Genomic DNA, 25,071 nt, shown 5'->3' with positions numbered 1-25,071 from the left:
CCTAGAGGGCCCGCGAGGCCAGCAGGGGCAGGATGTGGTCCGTCAGCAGCGGCGCGAGGTCCCGGGGGAGGGCCGCGTCCGCCGGCCTGCTGATGTCCAGCCACCGGATCTCGGCGATCTCAGCCGCGGGAGTGGCCTCCCATGTGCCCGGGGCGATGAAGACGGTGGCTTCGATATCAGTGGCGGCCTCGTTCGCGGCGTCGGCGATCCACACCCCCATCAGTTCAAGCTCCTGGGGGCGGACCACGATCCCTACCTCCTCGGCGAGTTCCCTCGCGGCTGCCTGCACAGCGGTTTCGCCCGGCTCCGGCTTGCCGCCGGGGTGCATGAACATGCCGGTCCCGCGCTTCCGTACGGTCAGGAGGCGCCCGGCGTCGTCAAACACGCAGACAGCGGAGACCACGATCCGGTCCTTCATGCGGTGATCCTTGCCAGGCGCGAGACGAGCAGCAAATCCTTGCGGGGGCCGGTGACGTCCCAGCTGTAACTGAACGCGTCCGGGCCCTGGCGGGTGTAGGACACGCGGTAGGTGTCGGGGTCGCACCAGTGGGTGTCCTGGCTGGTGTCAGGAGTGAAGCTCATGCGGTGGAACGGCCTCCCGTCGGGAAAGAACACGTCCAGCGCATCGGGCTGCGGCACGGGTTTCAGGACGTATTCCCGCGAGGCGGGACCGGTAAAAGAAGGCCAGCGCATGGTGCCTTCCTCGCGAAGGGCCAGGCCGTCGTCGTCCGTTGGCGTGAAAATCACGACGCCGGAAAAGGTTCCGCGGGTGCCGTCCGCCCTGTTTAGCAGGTCCCGCTCAAGCCGCCAACGGCCAGGCTGGCCGGCGATGTGGGGTTCGTGGACGCCCAGTAGGTAGGCGCGGAGGCTTGGCTCCGGGGAAGGAGAATTCAAGTGCCCTCGATTGGAATCGAACCAACGACACCGGCTTTAGGAGAGCCGTGCTCTATCCACTGAGCTACGAGGGCGGGTGTCCGGTGGGGCTCGGCGGGGCCGGTCCGTCCGGACACGGTTACAAGCATACAAGGTGCCGCGCCGTACTACGCTCAAGGCATGAGTCCAGCCCCCACTGCCGCTCCCGCCACTGCCTTCACCCCGAACGTAGCGTCCACCCGGCAGTACATCGGGGCGTGGGCAGTACTGAGCGTGCTGCAGTACTTCGCGGCCGAGGCTGCCGTGGCCATGGCGTGGGCGGGGCCCCGTCCGTACAACCTGCGGACCGGGTACATCAGCGACCTGGGGGCGCTCCACTGCGGAATCTATTCCGGCAGGGATGTCTGTTCGCCGTTGAACTGGCTGATGAATGCGTCCTTCGTGGTCCAGGGCCTGGGGCTGCTGGTGGGCGCGGTGCTGCTGACGTCGGGGCTGCTGCGCGTGGCCGCCCGGCCCGGTACACGGGTGGACTGGCGGCGCCGGGAACCCTGGCTTGCGGCCTCCGCCGTCCGGCTGCTCACCGGAGCAGCCGGGGCCGGGACCATGGTGGTGGGGCTGGTGCCGGAGGACGCTGGCTCACCCTGGCACTACGCCGGGGCCATCACGTACTTCATCTCCGGTGGGCTGGCATTGCTGGTGCTGGGCATCCTGTGGCTGCGGAAGACCGGGATGGCGTGGTTCCTGCTGGTGTGCGGAGGCGTATCGCTGGCGGCCACGGCCACTGGAGGGCTCACCCGCATGAAGGTTCCCGAGCCCGGCACGCTGGAGCGCCTGATGGGCTACCCGGTCACGGTGGGGATGGCCGCCGCGGGGCTGGTCATTGCCCAGCGGGTGCACCGGCACCGGAAGCAACGCCGGGCTGCGGCCGCTGCCGCAAGGACAACTGGCGTTTAGGGCTCTTTCCTTTTCCGGCTGTTGAGGAACACCGCCGCGCCCCCGGCCAGAAGGCTCAGCACCAAAAGCACCCAGCCCGCAATGGTGAGGGTGGACGCCAAGGCCACCTGGCCGGCGTCGGGACCCGGCGTGCCCATCATGGCGTCAATGGCCACGTTGCCCCACAGCCGGACCACCACGAACAGCATGGGCAGGGCCCAGAGTGCCCAACGCAACGACTTCTTCGCCACGTTGGTGCCGATGAGCAGCAGCCACGTGAAGCCGAAAATCAGTGGGAAGAGCGTCCCGGCGGTCTTGTGGACGTAACTCAGCTGGCCCAGGGCATCGCCGTTCATAACGCCCTGGAGCCTGCCGATGTATCCGGCGTCAAAACCGCCGACCAGGGAATCCGGCATGGCCATGTCCTGGGACAGCTGCGTGAGCTGGGTCAGGGTCAGCAGGTGCAGGTACCAGAACAGGAACAGGCTGGCCACCACACCGGCAATGACGATCAGGTTGCTGTTTCCCTGCGCCTTTTCCGGCGTGCGCGACGTGGTGGGGTTGACCACCGGCGGCAGGTGGTGCTGCGGCACAGCCGCGTTGGCGCCGTGCTTCTTGATCCGCTGGGCAGGGGTTTTGGCCATGGCACCATTATCCCGCCCCATAAACTGAACCCATGACCACTGGCCGACACAGCGCAGCTGTTCTTGACCCCTCATTGGATGACTACGACCTGGCAGCCGCCCTGGTCCGGGAAGCCGGGCAGCTGGCGCTCCTGATGCGCATGGCCGGGCTGGAGTCGGAACAAAAGACTTCTGTGTCCGACGTCGTCACCGCGGCCGACCACGCCGCTGAAGCCTACGTCCTGGAACAACTGCGGCGCTGCCGGCCGGACGATGGGATCGTGGGCGAGGAAGGTGCTTCCGTCCAGGGCACCAGCGGCCGGACGTGGGTGATCGACCCCGTGGACGGCACCTACAACTTCCTGCACGGTTCCACGTACTGGTGCTCAGCCATCGCCCTCAAGGACCGCCGCGATGTGCTGCTGGGCGCCGTCTTCCAGCCTGAAGAGGACAAGCTGTGGCTGGGCGGGCATGACCGGCAGGCCACCTTGAACGGTGAAGCGCTGACCTCGTTTGCCGTCGACGAAGGCAGGCGCAACACCACCAGCGTCGCCGAACTCGGCGCTGCCACCTACATCCACCCCACCTGGTTGATGGACCCGATGTGTGCCATGCCGTGGCACGCTGCAGCCACCTCCGCCGCATCCCTCCGCATGCTGGGATCCGGTTCCTGCGACCTCGGCCGGGTTGCCGACGGGCAGCTGGGGTGCTGGTTCCAGCACAGCTGCCCGGAATGGGACTGGCTGCCGGGAAAGGCGATCGTCCTTGCGGCCGGGGGCGCCGTGGACACCGTCCGGGTCAACGGGCTGGAGTGGTTCATCGCAGGAGGAACGACGGCGGTCCGCGAGCTGCGTGCGGCCCTCGAGTCAGGCTCGGTGTCCTGAAGCAATTGCCCGCGCAGCGGGAGTAATCCACAGGCTGGAAGGCGTTGTCGGTCCCACCGCCTAGACTTGTAGGCACCATGGATATGTTGTTTGACCCGTACTCTGACGGACCGTTCAAGGCCGCTCCCGCCTCCACCGCCCGGACAAGGACGGAGCCTGAGGGCGTTGCCACCACGGCAGGGCCGGGCGGAATGCCGGAGCCAAACGCCGGCGGGCACAACACCTCCGGGGGCTGGCAACAGTCCAACCACGACGCCGGCAACCGGCACCACGGTGACGGCCACCAAGGCAGTCGCCGCCCCGGCGCCGCCCAGCTGCTGGAGGGACTGAACCCGCAGCAGGAGGAAGCGGTCAAGCACGGCGGATCGGCGCTGCTGATCGTCGCCGGCGCCGGATCCGGCAAGACGCGCGTGCTCAGTAACCGGATCGCGTACCTCATCGCCACCGGCCGTGCCCACCACGGCGAAATCCTGGCCATCACGTTCACCAACAAGGCGGCCGCGGAAATGCGGGAGCGCATCGAGGCGCTGGTGGGTGGCCGCGCCAAAATCATGTGGATCTCCACGTTCCACTCGTCCTGCGTCCGGATCCTGCGGCAGGAAGCGGCCAACGTCGGCCTGAAATCCAACTTCTCCATCTATGACTCCGCCGACTCCCTCCGCCTGGTCACGCAGGTTTCAAAAACCCTTGACCTGGACCCCAAGAAGTTCGCGCCAAAAGCCATCCAGCACAAGATTTCGGCGTTGAAGAACGAACTGATCGACGCCGAGTCCTTTGCCTCGGCAGCCAACTACAACGACCCCTTCGAACATGCGGTGGCAGACGTCTACAAGGGCTACACGCAGCGGCTCCGCCAGGCCAACGCCATGGACTTCGACGACCTCATCGCCGAGACCGTCTACATGTTCCGAGCCTTTCCGGCGCTGGCGGAGTCCTACCGCCGCCGGTTCCGCCACGTCCTGGTGGACGAATACCAGGACACCAACCACGCCCAGTACGCCCTGGTCCGGGAGATCGTGGGGGAGGGCCCCGGTGCCTCGGAGCTCACCGTTGTTGGCGACTCGGACCAGTCCATCTATGCCTTCCGCGGCGCGGACATCCGGAACATCGTGGAGTTCGAAAAGGACTACCCGGAGGCCCGCACCATCAAGCTGGAGCAGAACTACCGTTCCACCCAGAACATCCTGAGTGCCGCCAACTCGGTCATCTCCCGCAACCCCAACCGGCCGGAGAAACGGCTGTGGACCGCTGAGGGCGAAGGCCACAAAATCATCGGCTACGTCGGCGAAAACGAACACGACGAAGCGCAGTTCATCGCGAAGGAGATCGACCGGCTCCAGGACGAGGAGAACCTCCGCCCGGGCGACGTCGCCATCTTCTACCGCACCAACGCCCAGTCCCGTTCCATCGAGGACGTGCTGGTGCGCGTGGGCCTGCCCTACAAGGTGGTGGGCGGCACTCGCTTCTACGAGCGCAAGGAAATCAAGGACGCCCTGGCCTACCTGCGCGTCCTGGTAAACCCGGACGACGACGTCAACCTCCGCCGGGTGCTGAACGAACCCAAGCGGGGCATCGGCGACCGTGCCGAAGGCGCCGTGGCGGCCCTCGCCAGCCGCGAACGCACGTCCTTCATGGCGGCCGCCCGCCGCGCGGACCAGGCTCCGGGCATGGCTACCCGTTCTGTCAACGCCGTCCTGGGCTTCGTGAAAATGCTGGACGACCTCGCCGAGGTGGCCGCCGGGTCCGGGGCTGCCGCGGCACTCGAAGCGGTCCTCGAACAGACCGGCTACCTCGCCGCGCTGCGCTCCAGCACCGATCCGCAGGACGAGTCCCGGGTGGAAAACCTCGCCGAACTCGTGGCCGTGGTGCGCGAGTACGAACAGGAAAATCCCGAGGGCAGCCTCGGCGCATTCCTGGAACAGGTGTCCCTCGTGGCAGACGCAGACCAGATCCCGGATGCCCCCGGCGCGGACATTGACGCCGCCGTCGCCGAGGCCAAACGGCTGGGCGTGGTGACGCTGATGACCCTGCACACCGCCAAGGGACTGGAGTTCCCGGTGGTGTTCCTCACCGGCATGGAGCACGGGCTCTTCCCGCACCAACGCTCCGCCACCGACCCCAAGGAACTGGCTGAGGAACGCCGGCTGGCCTACGTGGGCCTCACCCGTGCCCGGAAGCGGCTGTACGTGACCCGGTCCGAGGTACGCAGCATGTGGGGCCAGAGCCAATACAACCCGGCCAGCCAATTCCTCGAGGAAATCCCCGCCGAGCTCCTGGAATGGAAACGGGAAGGAACCAGCCGGCAGTCGTGGGCCGGCGGCGGTTCAATCGGCTCGGGCCGGTACAGCGGATCGTTCTGGGGCGCCGGTACCGCCCGCGGAGCCGCGGCGGATTCTTCCGCCGGCTTCAATGCCGACGTCCCGGCATTCATCGCCAAGAACCGGGTGCAGCCGCAGAAGGAAATCATCGCCGTCAGCGTGGGGGACAAGGTCAACCACACCAGTTTTGGCAACGGAACGGTCCTGGCCCTCGAAGGCGCAGGAGACAAGACCGTGGCAAAGGTGAAGTTCGACGTCGGTGAAAAGCGCCTGCTGCTGCGCTACGCCCCGCTCACCAAACTCGACGCCTAGGAACGCCCGCGGACGGGCATAATGGAGGCCATGCGACGGACTGTATGGGGGATGCTCGCCGCCCTTTTCCTTATCACCGCCACGGGCTGCACGGTGACCACCAAAGACCCGGCCTACGTTCCGCCGGCTCCGCTGCAACCCATGGAACAGCTGGAAAAGGCGCCACTGGCCGATGCGAAGACGTTCTCCAGCGGTGCAGATGTCCTCTCTTTCATCACCGCCGACCGGACCATCGCGTGCTCGCTCACGTCCGCCCGCGGGGAACACCTCAACTTGCCCTACGAGCAGAACCGCTACAGCGACGCCGCCAACAACAGGCTGCCCATCGTCCCTGTGGCCCACTGCGAGCTCGCCTCCTACCCGGCGCCCGAGCCAGGCGATATCATGGACGACTGCGCCGGAACCCATCTTGGATACCTGGGCGGAGTGGCCCTCCTGTCGCCGGACACCGCCCGCTACGGTGAATGCCGCTCCGGCGTCACATCCATGGAAGGAACCTACGGGCCCAAGGGGAGCAAAGCGGGAACACTGACCCAGCTGCCCGTGCTTGCGGACGGGCAGAACCTGGAACGCAACGGGCTGCGCTGCTCCGCGTACAACGGCGGCGTGGCATGCGGAAACGTCTCGGCCGGCGTCGGATTCTTCGTTTCGCCCAAACGTTACGAGCTGATTCAGGGGCCGGCCAAAAGCGGCCAGCCGCCGCAACAGGAGGGCCAAAAAACCCCGTAATTCCGCGGTTTTTCTACGCCCCATAGAATAGTGTGCTTACTCACATAAGGGGTAGTCTGGGACGGCCCGGTCCCTCCAAAGGACTAGAGTTCCCCATGGAGCATTACGCCGCGTGGCTCGTTTCCAGACAGGCCGCCGGTGCGTGCAATCCGCAGCCCGGTCATCGTCGTACAGATGGTGTCCGACTGTACAGAAACTACTTCGACGTAGAAGGACACTAAACCGTGGACCTGTTTGAATACCAGGCGCGCGATATGTTCGAGGCGCACGGTGTACCCGTGCTTGCCGGCATCGTGGCGTACACCCCAGAAGAAGCAAAGGCAGCTGCCGAGAAGATCGGCGGCGTGACCGTTGTCAAGGCACAGGTCAAGGTAGGCGGCCGTGGCAAGGCCGGCGGCGTCAAGGTCGCAAAGTCCGCTGATGAGGCGTTTGAGCACGCCACCAACATCCTGGGCATGGACATCAAGGGCCACACCGTCAAAAAGGTGATGATTGCCCAGGGTGCGGACATCGCCGAGGAGTTCTACTTCTCAGTCCTGCTGGACCGCGCCAACCGCAACTACCTGGCCATGTGCTCGGTTGAAGGCGGCATGGAGATCGAGCAGCTCGCCGTCGAACGTCCCGAAGCGCTGGCCAAGATCGCCATAGATCCCGCCGTGGGCATCGACCAGGCCAAGGCCGACGAAATCGTCGCAGCCGCAGGCTTCGCCGAGGAACTGCGCGGCAAGGTCGCCGCCGTAATCCTCAAGCTCTGGGATGTCTTCAAGAAGGAAGACGCCACCCTGGTGGAGGTCAACCCGCTGGTCAAGACCGGCGCCGGCGACATCGTGGCACTGGACGGCAAGGTCTCCCTGGACGAGAACGCCGACTTCCGCCACGCCAAGCACGCGCAGCTCGAGGACAAGGACGCTGCAGACCCGCTTGAGGCCAAGGCAAAGGCGCAGGACCTCAACTACGTCAAGCTCGACGGCGAAGTAGGCATCATCGGCAACGGTGCAGGCCTGGTCATGTCCACCCTGGACGTCGTCGCCTACGCCGGTGAAAACCACGGCAACGTCAAGCCCGCCAACTTCCTGGACATCGGCGGCGGCGCCTCGGCCGAGGTCATGGCCGCCGGCCTGGACGTCATCCTGGGTGACGAGCAGGTCAAGTCCGTGTTCGTCAACGTCTTCGGCGGCATCACCGCATGCGACGCGGTCGCCAAGGGCATCGTCGGCGCACTGGCCGAACTGGGCCACACCGCCAACAAGCCGCTGGTAGTCCGCCTCGACGGCAACAACGTCGAGGAAGGCCGCCGCATCCTCAACGAGGCCAACCACCCGCTGGTTACCCTGGCCGCCACCATGGACGAGGGCGCCGACAAGGCCGCCGAGCTCGCCAACGCAGCGAAGTAAAGGGACGCACCATGTCTATCTATCTGAACAAAGACTCCAAGGTCATCGTCCAGGGCATCACCGGCGGCGAAGGCACCAAGCACACCGCCCTGATGCTCAAGGCCGGCACCAACATCGTTGGCGGCGTCAACGCCCGCAAGGCCGGCACCACGGTCCTGCACGGCGAGAAGGAAATCAACGTCTACGGCACCGTCAAGGAAGCCATGGCTGAAACCGGCGCCGACGTCTCCATCGTCTTCGTGCCGCCGGCATTCACCAAGAACGCCGTTGTCGAAGCCATCGAGGCCGGCATCGGCCTGGTCGTGGTCATCACCGAGGGCGTTCCCGTCCAGGACTCCGCCGAATTCTGGGCCCTGGCCCAGTCCAAGGTGGACGCCGACGGCAACCAGGTCACCCGCATCATCGGCCCGAACTGCCCCGGCATCATCACCCCCGGCGAAGCACTGGTTGGCATCACCCCGGCCAACATCACCGGCAAGGGCCCCATCGGCCTGGTTTCCAAGTCCGGCACGCTGACCTACCAGATGATGTACGAACTGCGCGACCTGGGCTTCTCCACCGCCATCGGCATCGGCGGCGACCCCATCATCGGCACCACGCACATCGACGCCCTGGCCGCGTTCGAGGCTGACCCCGAGACCAAGGCCATCGTCATGATCGGCGAGATCGGCGGCGACGCCGAAGAGCGCGCAGCCGACTTCATCAAGGCCAACGTCACCAAGCCGGTCGTCGGCTACGTTGCCGGCTTCACGGCCCCCGAAGGCAAGACCATGGGCCACGCAGGCGCCATCGTCTCCGGCTCCGCCGGTACCGCCCAGGCCAAGAAGGAAGCCCTCGAGGCTGCCGGCGTGAAGGTCGGCAAGACGCCGTCCGAGACCGCCAAGCTGCTCCGCGAGGTCTACGCCGCCCTCTAGGCAGCACTTCACGACGCGGGGCCACCCCCGGTCCGTTTCCAGTGATGGGACGGACCTGCGGGTGGCCCCGCGTTCGCTGTTTAACGGATGACGACGGCGGCGGGCGGTGCCTGCCCAACCCGGTCGAGTAATGTTGGGACAGGAAAAACAGGGCGCCCCGGGCGCACAGGCAGGGGATTGACGATGGCAGAAAAGCGACCCACCCTGGTCGACGCCGTCGTGGACAAGGTCCTTGAGCACATCATCAGCGGAGAAATACAGGCCGACGACGCCCTGCCGCCGGAGGCCGACATCGCCAAGGAATCGGGAGTCAGCAGGCTGACGGCCCGGGAAGCCATGAAGGTGCTCAAAGCGCAGGACGTTGTCTACGTAAAGCGCGGCCGGGGCACTTTCGTCAACCCGCCCGAGCGCTGGACCGGGCTGGACGCCATCATGCGTGCAGCTTCCAGGGGAGTGGCCTCGGACCAGGTGGCGCTCCGCCTGCTGGAGGTCCGCCGCATGGTGGAGACCGGGGCCGCCGAACTCGCTGCCTCCCGCCACCGGCCGGTTGACCTCGCTGCGCTGCAGGACAGCGTGGAGCAAATGGAAGCCGCGCACCTGGCCGGAGACGTCGATGCACTGACCGTGGCCGATATCGCCTTCCATGACACCGTGCTGCGTGCATCCGGCAACCCGTTCGTACCCGCCCTGCTGGGACAGCTTTCCACCCTGCTGTACGCCATGCGGCGGGAAACCTCGGCCTTCCCGGACGTGCAGCGCCACGCGATCCACCACCACAAGATGGTCCTGGCGGCCATCGCGGCGGGCGATCCCGCCACGGCGCGGTCCACCATGGATGCCCACATCACCCAGACCTTTGAGGACTACGAGCAGTTCCTTGCCATGTCCAGCCGCAGCGGAACCACCGGCCGCTAGATGTACTGAGTCAGGACGTTGGTTACATCGTGAAGAGGTGAGGACCTCTTAGGTTGGTGGTTACCACACACAGCCAACGACTAAGAGGTCCTCATGTCCCACCGTAATGCCCGCCTGACCCGGAATGGTAGGCGCGTCCTCGCCGGCCGTCCCGTCGCTCACGTGGCGAAGGAAATGGGCGTCTCGCGGACTTGCGCGCACCGCTGGCTCAGCCGGTACCGTACCCACGGCTGGGACGGCCTCGAGGACCGCAGCTCCCGACCAAGATCCTGCCCCCACGCCACCTCGGCGGAAGTCGTTGCCGATGTTCTGATCCAGCGCGTGGAGTACCGCGAGGGACCAGCGGACCTGGCCGTGCGCTGCGGCACGAGCGCCCGGACGGTCTCCCGGATTTTGGCCAGGGCGGGCATGCCCAGGTTGTGGGATCTGGACCCGGTGACCGGGCAACGGATCCGCGCGTCCCGGGCCACCGACCGCCGCTACGAACGCGACGCCCCAGGGGACATGATCCATATCGATGTCAAGAAACTTGGCCGGATCCCTGACGGCGGCGGTTGGCGGGCCGACCCTTCCCAGAGCGCGGCAAACCACCGCAAGTCGCATCAGAGGATGGGCTTTGACTACGTCCACGTCGCCGTGGACGACTACACCCGCTTCGCCTACGCCGAGGTTCTGCCCGACGAGAAAGGCCCGACCTGCGCCGGGTTCCTCACCCGGGCCGCCGCCGCCATGGCAGCGAACGGCGGCGCGCCCGTCAAACGCGTCATGACCGACAACGCCTTCGCCTACCGGCTCTCCCGCGACTTCCAGGACGCACTCGCTGCCCTGGGCGCTAAACACATCCTGATCAAACCCCGCCACCCCTGGCAGAACGGCAAAGCAAAACGCTTCAACCGCATGCTCCAGGAAGGCTGGGCCTACCGCCAGCCATTCACCTCAAACCAGGCCCGGACAGACGCCCTGCAGCCCTGGCTAAACTTCTACAACAACCACCGGCCCCACGGGAGCCTCGGAGGCAAGCCACCCATCAGCAGGTGCAACCAACCTACTGGCTGAGTACAGCTAGAGGCTCGCCCGCCAGGAACCCCGCCCGGCAGGCCCGGGACCCGGTGGCCTGCCTCCCTGTCCGCGTGCACGGCGATTATGTTGACGCCCACAACCACCTGTGATTAGAATCTCAGTCAGACATCAGACATCTGATATCACCCCCCAAAATGCCGCCAGCCAAAGGAGTCTTCATGCGCGCGCATTCCCCTTTTGAGGGTCCCCACACCACTCCTGGAGGCCTGCGATGACCTCCCGCACCACTGCCCCCGCACTCAGCCAGCTGGGCGAGACCACCCTCCGCAAGGTGCGCCGCCGGCTGATGCCCCTGATCGTCCTGCTGTACTTCATCGCCTACCTCGACCGGAACAATGTCGGCTTTGCCAAGCTCGGCATGCAGGGCGACATCGGCCTGACCGAAGCCGCGTACGGCCTCGGCGCCGGCATCTTCTTCCTTGGCTACGCCTTGCTTGAGATCCCCAGCAACGGCGGCATGTACCGGTATGGTGCCCGCAAATGGATCGCCAGGATCCTCATCACCTGGGGAATCTTCGCAACTGCCATGTTCCTGGTGAACGGTGAAACCACGTTCTACGTCATCCGCTTCCTCCTCGGCGCGGCAGAGGCCGGCTTCTTCCCGGCGATCCTCTTCTACCTGACGCTGTGGTTCCCGGCGGCCCAGCGCGTGACGGTGCTGGGCATCTTCATCCTCGCCCAGCCCATCTCGAATGCCCTGGGGGCACCGGTATCGGGCATGCTCCTGAACCTGGAAGGCGTCGCAGGCCTGCACGGCTGGCAGTGGCTCTACATCCTCGAGGGCATCCCGGCCATCATCCTGGGCATCATCACGCCGTTCGTCATGACGGACCGCCCCGAACACGCCAAGTGGCTCAAGCCCGAAGAGCGTGAATGGCTCTCCACCACCATGGCCGCTGAACTGGCCCACAAGCAAAAGTCCGGAAACCACAACTTCCTGGCCGGCCTGAAGGACCCCCGCACCATTGCCTACTCGGCGCTGTACTTCGGCCTGGTGTGCGGCATTTACGGCCTGGGACTCTGGCTGCCCACCATCGTCAAGGCGCTGGGCAAGTTTGACTCAACGCAGGTGGGGTTCATTGTCTTCATCCCGTACGCCATCGCAGCGGTGTTCGTCTACTTCTGGAGCAAGCGGTCCGACCGTACAGGCAACCGCGTGTGGCATGCCAGCGTCAGCATGGTGCTTGCCGCCGTCGGCCTCCTGGGCGCCGGCTTCCTGCTTCCCGTCAATGCCTTGCTCGCCATGGTCTTCCTGACCCTGGCAGCCATGGGCATCTACTCCGCGATTGCGCCCTTCCTGGCCATGCCGTCCGCCGCGCTCACCGGCGCCGCGGCAGCAGCCGGACTGGCCATGGTCAACTCGCTCGGCAACCTGGGCGGCTTCGTGGCCCCCTACATCGTCGGCATCCTCAAGGACGCGACCGGAAACAGCCAGACGGGCCTGGTGTTCCTGGCTGCCTGCCTCGCGGTGACCGCCGTCGCCACTTACCTCTATGCACGCAACCGGCCTGAAGGTGTCTCCGCCCCCGCAGCCACCGCTCCTGCCGCCGAAACCCATTAGGAAACTGCAATGACTACAGAGCACGAATTCCCCACAGAACGTACCGCGGTCCTGACCGGGGCGGCATCCGCCCGGGGCATTGGCCGCGCCACCGCAGACCGGCTGGCCAGCCAGGGCTGGTCCATCGCCATCCTGGACATCAACGCCGAAGACGCCAAGGCGGCCGCGGCGGAAATTGGCTCCAGCTGGGCCGTCAAGGCCGTCGGCGTGGGCGCCGACGTCTCGGACGAGGCGTCGGTGGACCGTGCCATCACGGAAATCGAGCAGTCCCTTCCGCCCATCGTGGGGCTGGTCAACCTGGCCGGAATCAGTTCCCCCACGCCCTTCATGGAAACCACCGTGGCGGAATGGGACAAGGTCTTCGCGATCAACATGCGTGGCACCTTCGTGGTGTCCCAGCGCGTGCTCAAGGGAATGATCGAGCGGGAGCTGGGGCGGATCGTCAGCATCTCCTCCATCTCCGCCCAGCGTGGCGGTGGAACCTACTCCAAGGTTGCCTACAGTGCCTCCAAGGCCGGCATCCTCGGGTTCACCCGCGCCCTGGCACGTGAAGTCGGTGAGCACAACATCACGGTGAACGCCATCGCACCGGGCCCGATCGACACGGACATCATGGGCGGAACGCTGAGCGATGAGCGCAAGGCCCAGATGTCCGAGGGGATCATGATGGGCCGGGTGGGAACCCGGGAGGAAGTGGCTGCCCTGATCGGGTTCCTCCTCAGCGAGGATGCCGGCTACATCACGGCCGCGACCTATGACATCAATGGCGGCCTGCAGGTTTCCTGACGCCCCTGCTTTCCCGGCGCCCCGGGCACGGTGCCGCACGGCCCAGCGGCCGCACGGTACCGTGCCCGGGGCGCGTCATCCGCAACGTCCCGCCCTGCAGCGGCTATAGGATTTCTACATGGCAACCAAGAACCAGGCCACCGGCGGGGTGAGCAGGCAGGTCCTCGCGGACCACGTCTATGAGGCGCTTTTGGTTGCCCTCATGGACGGCCGGCTGGAAGCAGGCACCCCGGTCAGTATCGACGGGATGGCCAGGGAACTGGACGTCTCACCAACGCCCGTGCGGGAGGCGCTTGCCCGGCTGGAAGCCACCGGCATGGTTCGAAGGATGGCCCTGCGCGGCTACCGGGTAGCCCCGCTGTTCTCTCCGGAAGAGCTGGCGGACCTGATGGACGCCCGGCTGGTGATCGAACCGGCGAACGCCTTCATGGCCTGCAAGCACGCGGACCGGGAGCTGACCGGGCAGCTCCAGCAGGCCATAGAGGACCTCAAGGCCGCGCCTCGCGGCCCGTCGTTCGCCGAGTTCCGCGCGTACTGGGAAGCGGATGAACGGTTCCACCGGCTCATCGCCGAATCGGCGGACAACCAGTTCCTGCTGTCGGCATACAACGCACTGGGTGGCCAAGTGCAGCGTTTCCGCTTTTTTGGCGGCCTGGGTGTAACGGACGCGGACTACGCCATCGCGGAACATACCGAGATCCTCAAGGCCTTTGAAGCCGGCGACGCCGAACTCGCCCGGCAAAAAATGATCGACCACATCGAGGGCGTCAAGCAGCGCTCGCAGCACGACAGCGAAGTGCGCAGCTAGCAGCACGCCCAGGGGCCGGCAGGCCCCCTCATCCCCGACTCCACCCCGGGGAGTCCACAAAAGAGCCCTTGACAGGATCCATAAGCAACGTAGATCCTATAGGAAATGCGATTCATGATCTGGAGTGACAATGCCGTACACCGCTGAAAACTGGCCCATCGCCGCCGCCCTGCTGCAGTTCCCCGGAACCAGGCAGGACGGAACCACCGTCCAAGATGCCCCCGCCAGCGACTGGCAGCAGGTCTTCGAGGAAGTGGCCGACGCCGGTTTCACCAACGCCGACCTCACCGACAGCTGGGTCCGCCCCGGCGACCTTTCCAGCGCCCGGCTGGACGAACTGAAGGCCGCCGCCACGGCCGCCGGCCTCGGACTTCCCTCCATCTCCGCCATCCGCCGCAGCGTGATCGAGGAAGGCAACTGGGAAGACAACCTGGCCTACACCCACCGCACCCTCGAAGCCGCAGCACAGCTTGGCTGCGAGGTTGTCTCGATCGGGCTCCACCAGGCCATCACCCCCGAGCAGCGGAAGCAGCTGTGGTTCTGGACCGTAGAGGGCCACAAGGATCCGGTGGGTGACAAGGAAAGCTGGAACAACGCCGTCACCCGAATCCGCGAAGTGGGCAAGCACGCCGCCGAACTTGGCCTCCTGGTGTCCCTGGAAATGTACGAGGACACCTACCTGGGCACCGGCGATTCCTCCGTGCAGCTGGTCCAGGACATCGACCTGCCCAACGTGGGGCTGAACCCGGACCTGGGCAACCTGATCCGGCTGCACCGCCCCATCGAGGACTGGCGCGAACTGGTGCACAAGACCCTGCCGTACTCCAACTACTGGCACGTCAAGAACTACATCCGCGATGAAAACCAGGCCCGGAACCAGTATGTCGCCATGCCGGCACCCATGGAATCAGGCCTTATCAGCTACCGCGAGGCCTTCCAGTTCGCCATCTCCGTCGGCTTCCAGGGCGTCATCTGCACGGAGCACTACGGTGGCGACGGCCTGAGCGTCACCGCCGCCAACCAGGACTACCTGCGCCGCCAGGTCCTCCCCAAGCGCGACGGCTATGCCCTGGGCACCAGCCTGGTGGCCCAGGGCCGGCAAACTCCGGCGGCAGTCCCCGCACGCTAGCCGGCAGGCACCCCAACCGAGACAACCGGTTCAACGAGGAATCATGACAAAGATATTTGACGATCCAGCGCAGTTCGCAGACGACGCCCTCGACGGCTTCGTGGCCGCCAACCGCCAGTATGTTGCGCGCGTTGACGGCGGCGTTGTCCGCTCCACCGAATCACCCGCCGGCCAGGTGGCACTGGTCATCGGCGGGGGCTCCGGCCACTACCCGGCCTTCGCCGGCCTGGTGGGTGCCGGGCTGGCGGCAGGAAGCGCCTGCGGCAACATGTTTGCCTCCCCGTCAGCGGGGCAGGTGTACCGCGTGGCCAAGGCATCCCAGGCCGGCGGGGGAGTCCTGCTCAGCTACGGAAACTACGCCGGCGACGTCCTCCACTTCGGCCAGGCCCAGGACAAACTGAACGCCGAAGGCATCGAAACCCGGACCGTCCTGGTCACCGATGACATCGCCAGCGCTCCACTGGAGGAAATCGCCAAGCGCCGCGGTATCGCCGGGGACCTGACAGTCTTCAAAGTGGCCGGCGCGGCAGCGGAAGCCGGCCTGGACCTGGACGAGGTGGAGCGCCTCGCCATCAAGGCCAACCACCACACCCGCTCGCTCGGCGTTGCCTTTGCCGGCTGCACCCTGCCCGGAGCAGCCGAACCTCTGTTCACCGTGCCCGACGGCATGATGTCCGTGGGGCTCGGCATCCACGGTGAACCCGGCATCTCCGAGCAGCCCCTGCCCACCGCCAGCGAACTTGCCCGGCTCCTGGTGGACGGGCTGCTCAAGGACAAGCCGGACGCCGCGGGCACCAGGGTGGTGCCGATCCTGAACGGCCTGGGAACGGTCAAGTACGACGAACTCTTCCTGCTGTTCGGCAAGATCGAGGCGCTGCTGACCGGGGCCGGACTGGAGATCGTGGAGCCGGAGTGCGGCGAACTGGTAACCAGCCTGGACATGTCCGGGCTGTCCCTGACGCTGTTCTGGCTGGACGCGGAACTGGAGAAATTCTGGGCCGCGCCGGCTGACACCCCTGCCTTCCGCAAAGGCAACCTGGCCCCGCGCCGTGCCCGGTCCGTGGAGTCCCTCGCCGAGGCGGGAACGGCGCCGGCGCTGGCCGCCACCCCGGCGTCGACAGCCCTGGCCGCCACGGCGGTGGGCGCGCTGAAGGAAGCCCGGTCCGTCGTCGTCGAACATGAGGACGCGCTTGGGAAACTGGACGCCATCGCCGGGGACGGCGACCACGGCATCGGCATGCGCCGCGGCGTTGATGCCGCCGTCGCCGCCGCCGAGAAGTCCCACGCGGCCGGCGCGGGACTCGAGGAACTCCTCACCGCAGCGGGGGAGCAGTGGGCCGAACGCGCCGGCGGCACCTCCGGGGCCCTCTGGGGCGCTGCCGTCACCGCCGTCGGCAGGACCCTTGGCAGCAAGGACTCCTACACCGCGGCGGACGCAGCCGCCGCTGTCAACGCCCTCCGCGACGCCATCATCACCCTGGGCAAGGCCGAAGCCGGGGACAAGACCATGGTGGACGCGCTGCTTCCGTTCGCCGAGACCTTCAACCGGGCAATAGACGACGGCGGCAGCCTGGCCGGGAGCCTCCGTGCGGCAGCGGAGGCGGCAGCAAAAGCCGCTGACGAGACCGCCGGGCTCAGCCCGAAGAAGGGCCGTGCCCGCCCCCTGGCTGAAAAGAGCCTGGGCCACCCCGACCCCGGTGCTGTTTCCTTCGGCCTCATCGCCCGCAGGGTGGCCGATTACGCCGCCACCATCGAAAGCCACTAAAGGAGAACCCTTATGACTGAGCAATCCCAGCCAGGCTGGCGCATCGTCGTCGGCAATGACGAAGCCGGAGTCGAATACAAGAACGCCCTGCGCGAACTGCTGGAGGCGGACCCCCGCGTCGCCTCGGTGGAGGACGTGGGAGTCGGCGCCGACGACGCCACCGCCTATCCGCACCTGGCCGTCGCCGCCGCCCGCAAAGTGGCCGCCGGCGAAGCGGACCGCGCCCTCCTGATCTGCGGAACCGGCCTGGGGGTCGCCATCTCCGCCAACAAGGTACCGGGCATCCGGGCCGTCACCGCGCACGACAGCTACTCCGTGGAACGCTCCGTGCTGTCCAATAACGCCCAAGTCCTGACCATGGGCCAGCGCGTCATCGGCCTGGAACTGGCCAAGAAGCTGGTGGGCGAGTGGCTCAACTACCGCTTCGATGAAAACTCCGCATCCGCGGCCAAAGTAGACGCCATCTGCTCCTATGAGGGCGCGTCGGAAGGACTTGAAACCACATGAGCACCCGTAACATCGCCGTCGTCGGCTCCGGCTACATGGGCGGCGGAATCGCCCAGGTCCTGGCACTTGCCGGAGCCCGCGTGGCCCTGGCAGACGTCTCCGCCGAAGTCGCCCAAAGCAACTACGAACGGCTGCTGAAGGAATCTGACGAGTTTGTGGCAGCAGGGCTCTTCCCGGCCAACGCGACGGACCTGCTCAAGGAAAACCTCTGGGCAGCCAAGGACATCGAAGAAGCCGTAGCGGACGCCGAATACATCGAGGAGGCCGTGCCTGAAGTCCTCGAAATCAAGCACGCCACCCTGGGCAGGATCAGCGCCGCCGCCCGGCCGGACGCCATCATCGGCTCCAACACCTCCACCATCTCCATCGCCAAGCTCGCCGAAGTGGTGGACAACCCGGAGCGCTTCCTGGGCGTCCACTTCTCCAACCCGGCACCCTTCATCCCCGGCGTGGAAGTCATCCCGCACGAGGGGACCTCCGAGGCAACCGTCCAGGCCGCCCGCACCATAGTGGGGGAGACCGGCAAGGAAACCGCCACCGTCAAGGACGTCACCGGCTTCGTGCTGAACCGGCTCCAGTACGCCCTCTTCCACGAAGCCGCGCAGGTGGTGGAGGAAGGCATCGCCACCGCCGAGGACGTGGACACCCTGGTCCGCACCACCTTCGGCTTCCGCCTGCCGTTCTTCGGCCCCTTCGCCATCGCCGACATGGCAGGCCTGGACGTGTACGCCTTCTGCTACAAGTCACTGCAGACCGGCTTCCCGGAGCGGTTCGCCACCCCGCAGATCCTCCAGGAAAAGGTCGACGCCGGCCAGTTGGGCACCAAGACCGGTTCCGGCTTCCTTGATGTCCCGGCAGAGCGCACCGCCGCCCTGGTTGCCTACCGGAACAAGGCCTACGTCGCCATGCAAAAGCTCATCGAGGACCTGGGCCCGGCCCCGCTGTCCTAGCCCTGCTTTCCTCAACCAGAAGGAACATTCCATGACAGTTTTCCCCGAAGAGCGCACGGTGATCGTCACCGGGGCAGTCTCTGAACGCGGCATCGGCCGTGCCACCGCGGACTACCTTGCCGAGCGCGGCTGGAACATCGGCGTGATCGACCTCGACGACGCCGCCAGCAAGGACCTGGCCAGGGAACTGGCCGAAAAGTACGGCGTCAAAGCCCACGGCGCCGGCGCCAACATCGGCGACGAAGCCTCGGTGCGTGCCGCCATCGACGAGATCGAAGCCGAGCTTCCCCAACTGGTGGCACTGGCAAACGTCGCGGGCGTCAGCTCCCCGGTTCCCTACCTGGAGCTGGACAGCGCCGAGTGGGACCGCGTCGTGAACATCAACATGAACGGCGTCCACTACGCCACCCGCCGCGCGGCCGAATCGATGGCCAGGAACCGGGTGGGACGGATCGTCAACATCTCCTCCGTCTCCGCGCAGCGCGGCGGCGGAACCTTCAGCAAGACCCCGTACTCCGTGGCGAAGGCCGGCGTCATCGGCCTGACCCGCGCCACCGCCCGCGAACTGGGCGAGTACGACATCACGGTCAATGCCATCTCACCCGGTCCGATCGACACCGACATCATGGGCGGCACCCTCAGCGAGGAACGCAAGGATGAACTCGTGAAGGACCTGGTGGTGAACCGGGTAGGCACCACCCGCGACATCGCGGCGGCCATTTCCTTCCTCATCGGTGAGGACGCCGGCTACATCTCCGGCCAGACGCTGAACGTCGACGGCGGCCTGTACATGCACTGACGGCATCCGCCCCGGATGCCACAAGCCCCGCAGGCCGCCGGCCTGCGGGGAACCACCAACGTCACCACTCGAAGGAGAGTGTTGTGTCAGAAACCACCGCAACATCCAAGGAACTCCTGGCCCGTCCGGTCCTGAAGTCCGCGATTTCCAAGGCGGCCCGCCGGCTCATGCCGATGCTGGTCATCCTCTACGTCGTTTCGTTCCTGGACCGCACCAACGTCGGCTTCGCCGAGGCGGCACTGGGGGCGGACAAGGGGGTGTCCGCCGCGGCCTTCGCCCTGGGCGCCGGTATCTTCTTCATTGGCTACGCCATCTTCGAGATCCCCAGCAACCTGCTGCTCAAGAAGGTCGGTGCCAAGATCTGGCTGGCGCGCATCGCCATCACCTGGGGCATCGTCTCCGCGTGCTTCGCGTTCGTGCAGGGCGAGACCTCGTTCGTGATCCTGCGTTTCCTCCTGGGCGTCACCGAGGCCGGGCTGTTCCCCGGCGTCATCATGTACCTCGCCGAATGGTTCCCCAACAAGGTGCGCGTCCAGATGTTCGCCATCTTCTACCTGGCCCAGCCGTTCTCCCAGATGATCGGCAACCCGCTGTCCGGCTGGCTGATCAACATTGGTGACCAGGTGCCGGGCCTGCGCGGCTGGCAGGTCATGTTCTTCGTCGAAGGCATGCTCGCCGTCCTGGCAGGCATTGCGGCGTTCTTCTTCCTGATCAACGGACCGGAGAAGGCCAAGTTCCTCAGCCGCGAGGAAAAGTACGCGCTGAAGGAGGTCATGGCACTTGAGGACAACATCAAGGACGAGCACGGCCCCCGCGGCATCCTCGCCGCCATGCGCAACGGCCGCGTCTGGTACTTCACCGTCATCTACTTCTGCCTGCAGATCGCCGTCTACGGTGTGACGTTCTTCCTGCCGCAGCAGGTGTCCTCCCTGACCGGGCAGAAGGTAGGACTCGCCGTCGGCCTCCTCATCGCCGTCCCGTGGTTCTTCGGCATCTTTGCCTGCTACTTCATCGGCAAGGCGGCCAACACCGTGGCCAAGCGACGCAAATTCGGCACCATCCTGTTCATCTCCACCGGCCTGTGCATCTTCGGCTCGGCCTGGGCGGGAACCAACCACCAGCCGGTCCTGGGCATGATCTTCATAACCCTGGCAGTCTGCAGCTTCCTGGCGGTCGGCCCCGTGGTGTGGTCCTATCCCACTGCGTTCCTCGCCGGTTCCGCTGCCGCGGCAGGCATTGGGCTGATCAACTCGCTGGGCAACCTGGGCGGCTTTGTGGCGCCCATCCTGCGGACCGCAGTCAACGAAGCCACGCAATCACCAACGGGGTCCATGGGCGTCTATGCCCTGGGTGTCCTGCCGTTCGTGGCGGCAGCGATGATGTTCGCCACCAGGCGGTTCAAGAACAAGGCCGACGACCTGCTCGACTGAGCACACCACCACCCACGCAAGGAAACCATGAGCACCTCCGGCAGCAGCACAGGCACGGGTCCCCTCTACATCGGTGTCAGCACCAAGATGTACCTGGGCTACCAGGCAAGCCTGCGCTGGCTGTCGGAGGTGCGTTCCATCGTCGATGACAGGCCCGGACTGGGCATGGAATCCGCCAAGGAGTCCCCGGTCCGGGTCTTCGCCATCCCGTCCTTCCCTGTCCTGGAGCCCGCCGCGCGGATCCTGGCAGGTTCGCCCGTACTCCTCGGCGCCCAGAACTGCGCCTGGGGCGACGGGCCGCTGACCGGTGAAGTCAGCCCCGGTATGCTGGCCGAACTCGGCGTCTCACTCGTCGAGATCGGCCATGCCGAACGCCGCCGGCTGTTTGGCGAGGACGACGCCGTGGTGGCACGCAAGGTGCGTGCCGCCGTCGGCCATTCCCTCACCCCGCTGCTCTGCATCGGCGAGCCGGACAGGCTCGACGCCGGAGCTGCCGCCGCCTTTTGCGTCCAGCAGGTCCGTGCCGCCACGGACGGCGACCCGGCCCTGCTGAACCGCCTGGTCCTGGCCTACGAACCGGTCTGGGCCATCGGTGCGCAGGAGCCCGCCCCACCGCATCACGTCAACGCCGTCCTGGCGCAGATCCGCGCAGCCCTTGGCCCTGCCTGCCCGCTGATCTACGGCGGCAGCGCTGGGCCCGGGCTGCTTCCCCGGCTGCCGGCCGCGGACGGACTCTTCCTGGGCCGCTTCGCCCACGATGCCGCCAACCTTGGCCGCGTGCTGGACGAAGCCCTCCTCCTGCGTCAGACCGACGCGCCCGCCAACAGTTCGTCCAGCCGCTCATAGCCTTCGGACATGCCGCCCTCCATGCCTGAGTGCAGCATGCCGTCCCGCGCCTCCATGCTCTGGTACATGGCGTGGCCGCGCAGCCTGCACCGGCCGCCGTCGAGCTCCTCAAATGTCATGGACTCCAGGCTGACCGAGTCCGGATAGCCGCCGAACTCGAAGGTCTGCAGGGCGAACTCGTTCTCGCGCACCGTGTGGAAGATGCCACGGAACTCGTACGGCACCCCCTCCGGACCCGTGTGAATGTACCGGTAGCTCCCGCCGGTACGGAAGTCGTAGTGGTCCATTTCCATCTTCATGCCCCGCGGACCCAGCCATTGGGCCACCAGTTCCGGGTCCTTGTGAGCCCGGAACACGTCCGCCACCGGAAAGTCGAACTCCCGCTCGAAGTCGATGTAGGGGAGTCCCTCGGGGGCCGTGATCTTCAGTTGGTTGGTCATTTCCTGTCCTTTGCCTTAGGCGCCGTTTGCCCGGCGCTGGATTCAAGCACCGCATCGAGGCTGCGGAACTGCCCTTCCCGGACCAGCCTGTACTGGTCGATCCAGGCAGTGAGCGCCTCCAGCCGTGCGGGGTTCAGGTGGACGGGCCTGCGCTGGGCGTCCCTGCTGCGGGTGACCAGATTCGCCTGCTCGAGTACCTGGATGTGCTTCGAGACTGCCTGCTTGGAAATCTCGAACGGCTCGGCCAGCTCGTTAACGGTGGCCGGGCCACGGCTTAGCCGGGCAATGATGCGTCGACGAACGGGGTCGGCCAGGGCAAGGAAAGCCCCGTCCAAAGCCGCGTCGTCATCTGCCACCATTCCCGCCTTTCTTCTAATCAACCTAGAACTTGATCAACCTCTTGATTGATTAAGACTACGCCCGCTCCGTTTACCTGCGCAAGGGGATCTTGCGGTGTCAAAATTAAGTTTGTTAGTATGTCAGTACAAACTATTAGAGGAGAAGCTTCATGCCACTGGTTCGCATTGACGTCAACGAAGGCCGCACTGCCGATGAGCTGCAGCAGCTGAGCCGCGGCATCCACGATGCCATCCTTGCGGAGTACGGCATCCCGGAGCGGGACTACTTCCACATCCTCACCGAACACCCGCAGGGCCAGATCTTCGCCCAGGACGCCGGCCTCGGCTTTGAGCGCACCGGGGGAGTGGTGATGATCCAGATCTTCACTCAGGGTGGCCGGTCCCAGGGGGCAAAGCAGCGGCTCTTTGCCGCGGTGGCTGAAAAGCTTGCAGCAGCGGGGGTCGCCGGCGAGGACGTCTTCATTGGCTATGTCGAAAACACTGCCGGCGACTGGTCCTTCGGGTTTGGCCGCGCCCAGTACGTGACCGGCGAGTTGGCCGTTCCCCGGAAGTAGTGCGGGCGTGCCCATCCGTGGCGGGATGGGCACGTTTAAACGCTTGTTGTAAGTATGTCAGTACAAACCTTTGACAGGACATTCGATCTAGGGCAAAGTAGTTCCTGTGGCCCACGCCACGGCCTGCCAGTCCCGGAACTCCTGCTCCTCAAAGGATCCGAGTTCCACACCAGAAAGGTCCACGATTCCCGTGACCCACGAGCTTCTTACGATCGGGCGCATCAGCGTTGATATCTACCCGAACGACATCGGGGTTGGCCTGGAGGACGTCAATTCCTTCGGCAAATACCTTGGCGGTTCACCGTCCAACGTCGCCGTTGCCGCTGCCCGGCACGGCCGCCGGACCGGCGTCATCACCCGCACCGGGGACGATGCGTTCGGCACTTACCTCCACCGGGAACTGCACAAGTTCACCGTCGACGACACCTTCGTTACGCCGGTCGCCGGCCTGCAGACACCGGTGACATTCTGCGCGATCAAGCCCGCCACGGACGAGTTCCCTCTGTACTTCTACGGCCGTTTCCCCACCGCTCCGGACCTGCAGATCAAGGCTGGAGAACTGGACCTGGAGGCCATCCGCGGGGCCGGTATCTTCTGGTCCACCGTGACCGGCCTGTGCCAGGAGCCTTCCCGGTCCGCGCACATCGCCGCGCACCAGGCCCGTCCCCGCACCGAACTGGCCGAAGGGCAGTTCACCGTCCTGGACCTGGACTACCGTCCCATGTTCTGGGCGTCCGAAGAGGAAGCCCGCGCAGAAGTGGCCAGGGTCCTCCCGCACGTCACCGTCGCCATCGGCAATGACAAGGAATGCGCCGTCGCCGTAGGGGAGGGAACCCCTGACGAGCAGGCGGACCGGCTGCTGGCCGCCGGCGTGGAAATCGCCGTCGTCAAGCTTGGTGCTGAAGGCGTGATGGCCAAGACGCGCACCGAGCGCGTGGTCTCCGCCCCCGTCCCGGTTGAAACCCTTAACGGCCTCGGCGCCGGCGATTCCTTCGGCGGCGCGTTCTGCCACGGACTGCTGTCCGGCTGGCCGCTGGAACAGGTACTGGACTACGCCAACGCCGCCGGCGCCATTGTGGCCTCCCGCCTGTCCTGCGCCGATGCGATGCCGACGCCGGACGAGGTCACCTCGCTGCTGGCCGAACGCGGACGTACCGTGCCGGGTACGGTCTCCGGCGCTTCCATTCCCGAAGGAGCAGCACTGTGACCCTCACACCCCTCGCCTCGAACCACGCCGTGGATGATGATCCCCGCCGCTATGAGCACCTGAGCACCATCCGCCTCGAAGACCCGGACGCCGTGGCCCGTGCCGCGAAGGCACGCCGCCGCCACCCCGGTGTTAAGGCCGGCCGCCAGAACTTCATCGTCGCCGCCGACCACCCCGCCCGCGGCGCCCTGGCTGTCGGCAGCGATCCGGTGGCCATGGCGGACCGCCGGCAGCTGCTGGACCGGCTGCAGATCGCCCTGGCCAACCCGGCCGTGGACGGTGTCCTGGCCTCCCCGGACATCATGGACGACCTGCTCCTGCTGGGCGCCCTGGACGGGAAGCTGGTGTTCGGATCGATGAACCGCGGCGGGCTGTCCGGCCTGGTCAACGAGTTCGATGACCGCTTCACCGGCCACACCGCCGCCGCTTTGGCGGCCCTGGGTGCGGACGGCGGCAAGATGCTGACCCGTATCTGCCTGGGCGACCCGGACACCGTGGTGACCCTGGAAGCGACCGCCAAGGCCATCGACTCGCTGGCGGAGCGGAAGCTGATCGCCATGGTGGAGCCGTTCCTGTCGGTCCGCGAGAACGGCCGGGTCCGCAACGATCTGTCGCCCAACGCCGTCATCAAGTCCATTGCCATCGCCGAGGGCCTGGGATCCACCAGCGCCTACACCTGGATGAAGCTTCCCGTGGTGGCGGAGATGGAACGCGTCATGGCCGCCACCACCATGCCCACCGTCCTGCTGGGCGGTGACCCGGACGGGTCCCAGGACGAGGTCTTCGCCACCTGGGGTGCCGCGCTGGCCCTCCCCGGTGTCCAGGGCCTGACGGTGGGCCGGACACTGCTCTACCCCGCAGACGGGGACGTCGCCGGCGCCGTTGCCGCGGCAGCCTCGCTCCTGCACCACACCACAGAACTTCCGGAGAACTAGCCATGGGCACACCAACAGGA

Annotated in this window: 26 protein-coding genes and 1 tRNA gene; 21 read left to right on the top strand and 6 right to left on the bottom strand. The window is 66.2% G+C overall.

Translation table 11 applies throughout. The features are described 5' to 3' along the window. Position 1: 1 nt before the first annotated feature. From PUN51_RS16725 to PUN51_RS16715, 3 genes are all read right to left on the bottom strand, one after another. Positions 2-418, bottom strand: coding sequence for an NUDIX hydrolase (locus tag PUN51_RS16725; protein ID WP_224025078.1), 417 nt, complete (start codon positions 416-418; stop codon positions 2-4). Further along, positions 415-894 (bottom strand): DUF6314 family protein, encoded by a 480-nt coding sequence (locus PUN51_RS16720; protein WP_224025079.1) that lies wholly within the window; start codon positions 892-894, stop codon positions 415-417. The genes PUN51_RS16725 and PUN51_RS16720 overlap by 4 nt, the downstream gene beginning before the upstream one ends. Before the next feature lies 1 nt (position 895). Next, positions 896-968: transfer RNA gene (locus tag PUN51_RS16715), tRNA-Arg, on the bottom strand. Positions 969-1,053: 85 nt separating this feature from the next. On the opposite strand from PUN51_RS16715, the gene PUN51_RS16710 reads away from it, so the two are divergent. After that, a complete protein-coding gene (locus tag PUN51_RS16710; protein ID WP_224025080.1) occupies positions 1,054-1,827 on the top strand; it encodes a DUF998 domain-containing protein in 774 nt (257 codons plus the stop codon). Here the strand turns inward: PUN51_RS16710 and PUN51_RS16705 are convergent. Next, positions 1,824-2,450, bottom strand: a complete 627-nt coding sequence (locus PUN51_RS16705) for a hypothetical protein (protein ID WP_224025081.1) — start codon at positions 2,448-2,450, stop codon at positions 1,824-1,826. The genes PUN51_RS16710 and PUN51_RS16705 overlap by 4 nt on opposite strands. 32 nt (positions 2,451-2,482) lie before the next feature. On the opposite strand from PUN51_RS16705, the gene PUN51_RS16700 reads away from it, so the two are divergent. From PUN51_RS16700 to PUN51_RS16620, 17 genes are all read left to right on the top strand, one after another. After that, on the top strand, positions 2,483-3,313 hold the full coding sequence (locus tag PUN51_RS16700) for an inositol monophosphatase family protein (RefSeq protein WP_224025082.1): 831 nt from the start codon (positions 2,483-2,485) through the stop codon (positions 3,311-3,313). Positions 3,314-3,396: 83 nt separating this feature from the next. Continuing rightward, positions 3,397-5,943: a DNA helicase PcrA gene (gene pcrA / locus PUN51_RS16695; protein ID WP_370871817.1), complete on the top strand. Its 2,547-nt coding sequence runs from the start codon at positions 3,397-3,399 to the stop codon at positions 5,941-5,943. A 21-nt stretch (positions 5,944-5,964) separates the two neighbouring features. Then, positions 5,965-6,672, top strand: a complete 708-nt coding sequence (locus PUN51_RS16690) for a hypothetical protein (RefSeq protein ID WP_275181854.1) — start codon at positions 5,965-5,967, stop codon at positions 6,670-6,672. Between the two features lie 224 nt (positions 6,673-6,896). Beyond that, a complete protein-coding gene (gene sucC, locus PUN51_RS16685; RefSeq protein WP_159632837.1) occupies positions 6,897-8,066 on the top strand; it encodes an ADP-forming succinate--CoA ligase subunit beta in 1,170 nt (389 codons plus the stop codon). Positions 8,067-8,077: 11 nt separating this feature from the next. Further along, on the top strand, positions 8,078-8,980 hold the full coding sequence (sucD, locus tag PUN51_RS16680) for a succinate--CoA ligase subunit alpha (protein ID WP_104996906.1): 903 nt from the start codon (positions 8,078-8,080) through the stop codon (positions 8,978-8,980). Between the two features lie 183 nt (positions 8,981-9,163). Then, positions 9,164-9,895 (top strand): FadR/GntR family transcriptional regulator, encoded by a 732-nt coding sequence (locus PUN51_RS16675; protein WP_159632836.1) that lies wholly within the window; start codon positions 9,164-9,166, stop codon positions 9,893-9,895. Positions 9,896-9,988: 93 nt separating this feature from the next. Next, on the top strand, positions 9,989-10,951 hold the full coding sequence (locus tag PUN51_RS16670; protein WP_275181853.1) for an IS481 family transposase: 963 nt from the start codon (positions 9,989-9,991) through the stop codon (positions 10,949-10,951). A 235-nt stretch (positions 10,952-11,186) separates the two neighbouring features. Then, positions 11,187-12,536 carry an MFS transporter gene (locus PUN51_RS16665; protein ID WP_159632835.1) on the top strand — a complete coding sequence of 450 codons (1,350 nt, stop codon included), beginning with the start codon at positions 11,187-11,189 and terminating at the stop codon, positions 12,534-12,536. Positions 12,537-12,545: 9 nt separating this feature from the next. Further along, positions 12,546-13,322: an SDR family NAD(P)-dependent oxidoreductase gene (locus PUN51_RS16660; RefSeq protein ID WP_275181852.1), complete on the top strand. Its 777-nt coding sequence runs from the start codon at positions 12,546-12,548 to the stop codon at positions 13,320-13,322. A gap of 118 nt (positions 13,323-13,440) precedes the next feature. After that, positions 13,441-14,130 carry a GntR family transcriptional regulator gene (locus PUN51_RS16655; RefSeq protein WP_275181851.1) on the top strand — a complete coding sequence of 230 codons (690 nt, stop codon included), beginning with the start codon at positions 13,441-13,443 and terminating at the stop codon, positions 14,128-14,130. A gap of 130 nt (positions 14,131-14,260) precedes the next feature. Next, positions 14,261-15,259: a sugar phosphate isomerase/epimerase family protein gene (locus tag PUN51_RS16650; RefSeq protein WP_224025089.1), complete on the top strand. Its 999-nt coding sequence runs from the start codon at positions 14,261-14,263 to the stop codon at positions 15,257-15,259. 43 nt (positions 15,260-15,302) lie between these two features. Beyond that, a complete protein-coding gene (locus PUN51_RS16645; RefSeq protein ID WP_275181850.1) occupies positions 15,303-17,024 on the top strand; it encodes a dihydroxyacetone kinase family protein in 1,722 nt (573 codons plus the stop codon). 12 nt (positions 17,025-17,036) lie between these two features. Further along, positions 17,037-17,531, top strand: a complete 495-nt coding sequence (locus tag PUN51_RS16640) for a ribose-5-phosphate isomerase (RefSeq protein WP_275181849.1) — start codon at positions 17,037-17,039, stop codon at positions 17,529-17,531. Further along, positions 17,528-18,481 (top strand): 3-hydroxyacyl-CoA dehydrogenase family protein, encoded by a 954-nt coding sequence (locus PUN51_RS16635; RefSeq protein WP_275181848.1) that lies wholly within the window; start codon positions 17,528-17,530, stop codon positions 18,479-18,481. The genes PUN51_RS16640 and PUN51_RS16635 overlap by 4 nt, the downstream gene beginning before the upstream one ends. A 31-nt stretch (positions 18,482-18,512) precedes the next feature. Next, on the top strand, positions 18,513-19,280 hold the full coding sequence (locus PUN51_RS16630; protein ID WP_275181847.1) for an SDR family NAD(P)-dependent oxidoreductase: 768 nt from the start codon (positions 18,513-18,515) through the stop codon (positions 19,278-19,280). 83 nt (positions 19,281-19,363) lie between these two features. Beyond that, a complete protein-coding gene (locus PUN51_RS16625) occupies positions 19,364-20,710 on the top strand; it encodes an MFS transporter (RefSeq protein WP_159632827.1) in 1,347 nt (448 codons plus the stop codon). Positions 20,711-20,737: 27 nt separating this feature from the next. After that, a complete protein-coding gene (locus PUN51_RS16620; protein ID WP_275181846.1) occupies positions 20,738-21,556 on the top strand; it encodes a triose-phosphate isomerase family protein in 819 nt (272 codons plus the stop codon). Here the strand turns inward: PUN51_RS16620 and PUN51_RS16615 are convergent. After that, positions 21,514-21,996 (bottom strand): SRPBCC family protein, encoded by a 483-nt coding sequence (locus PUN51_RS16615; protein WP_159632825.1) that lies wholly within the window; start codon positions 21,994-21,996, stop codon positions 21,514-21,516. The two genes, PUN51_RS16620 and PUN51_RS16615, sit on opposite strands and share 43 nt — an antisense overlap. Further along, positions 21,993-22,355: an ArsR/SmtB family transcription factor gene (locus tag PUN51_RS16610; protein WP_275181845.1), complete on the bottom strand. Its 363-nt coding sequence runs from the start codon at positions 22,353-22,355 to the stop codon at positions 21,993-21,995. Before PUN51_RS16610 ends, PUN51_RS16615 begins: the two co-directional genes overlap by 4 nt. 149 nt (positions 22,356-22,504) lie before the next feature. Here PUN51_RS16610 and PUN51_RS16605 point away from each other — a divergent pair, with 149 nt between their 5' ends. From PUN51_RS16605 to PUN51_RS16595, 3 genes are all read left to right on the top strand, one after another. Continuing rightward, entirely contained in the window at positions 22,505-22,909 is a 405-nt protein-coding gene (locus tag PUN51_RS16605) for a tautomerase family protein (RefSeq protein ID WP_275181844.1), read from the top strand. Between the two features lie 190 nt (positions 22,910-23,099). Beyond that, positions 23,100-24,116 (top strand): 5-dehydro-2-deoxygluconokinase, encoded by a 1,017-nt coding sequence (iolC, locus tag PUN51_RS16600; RefSeq protein ID WP_275181843.1) that lies wholly within the window; start codon positions 23,100-23,102, stop codon positions 24,114-24,116. Then, positions 24,113-25,051 (top strand): Cgl0159 family (beta/alpha)8-fold protein, encoded by a 939-nt coding sequence (locus tag PUN51_RS16595; protein WP_275181842.1) that lies wholly within the window; start codon positions 24,113-24,115, stop codon positions 25,049-25,051. The genes iolC and PUN51_RS16595 overlap by 4 nt, the downstream gene beginning before the upstream one ends. The last annotated feature ends 20 nt before the right edge of the window (positions 25,052-25,071 follow it).

Source organism: Arthrobacter sp. NQ4, assembly GCF_029077345.1.
Classification (GTDB): domain Bacteria; phylum Actinomycetota; class Actinomycetes; order Actinomycetales; family Micrococcaceae; genus Arthrobacter.
Note: the sequence above shows the minus strand (reverse complement) of the source record. Positions and strands in the feature narration are given on the sequence as shown.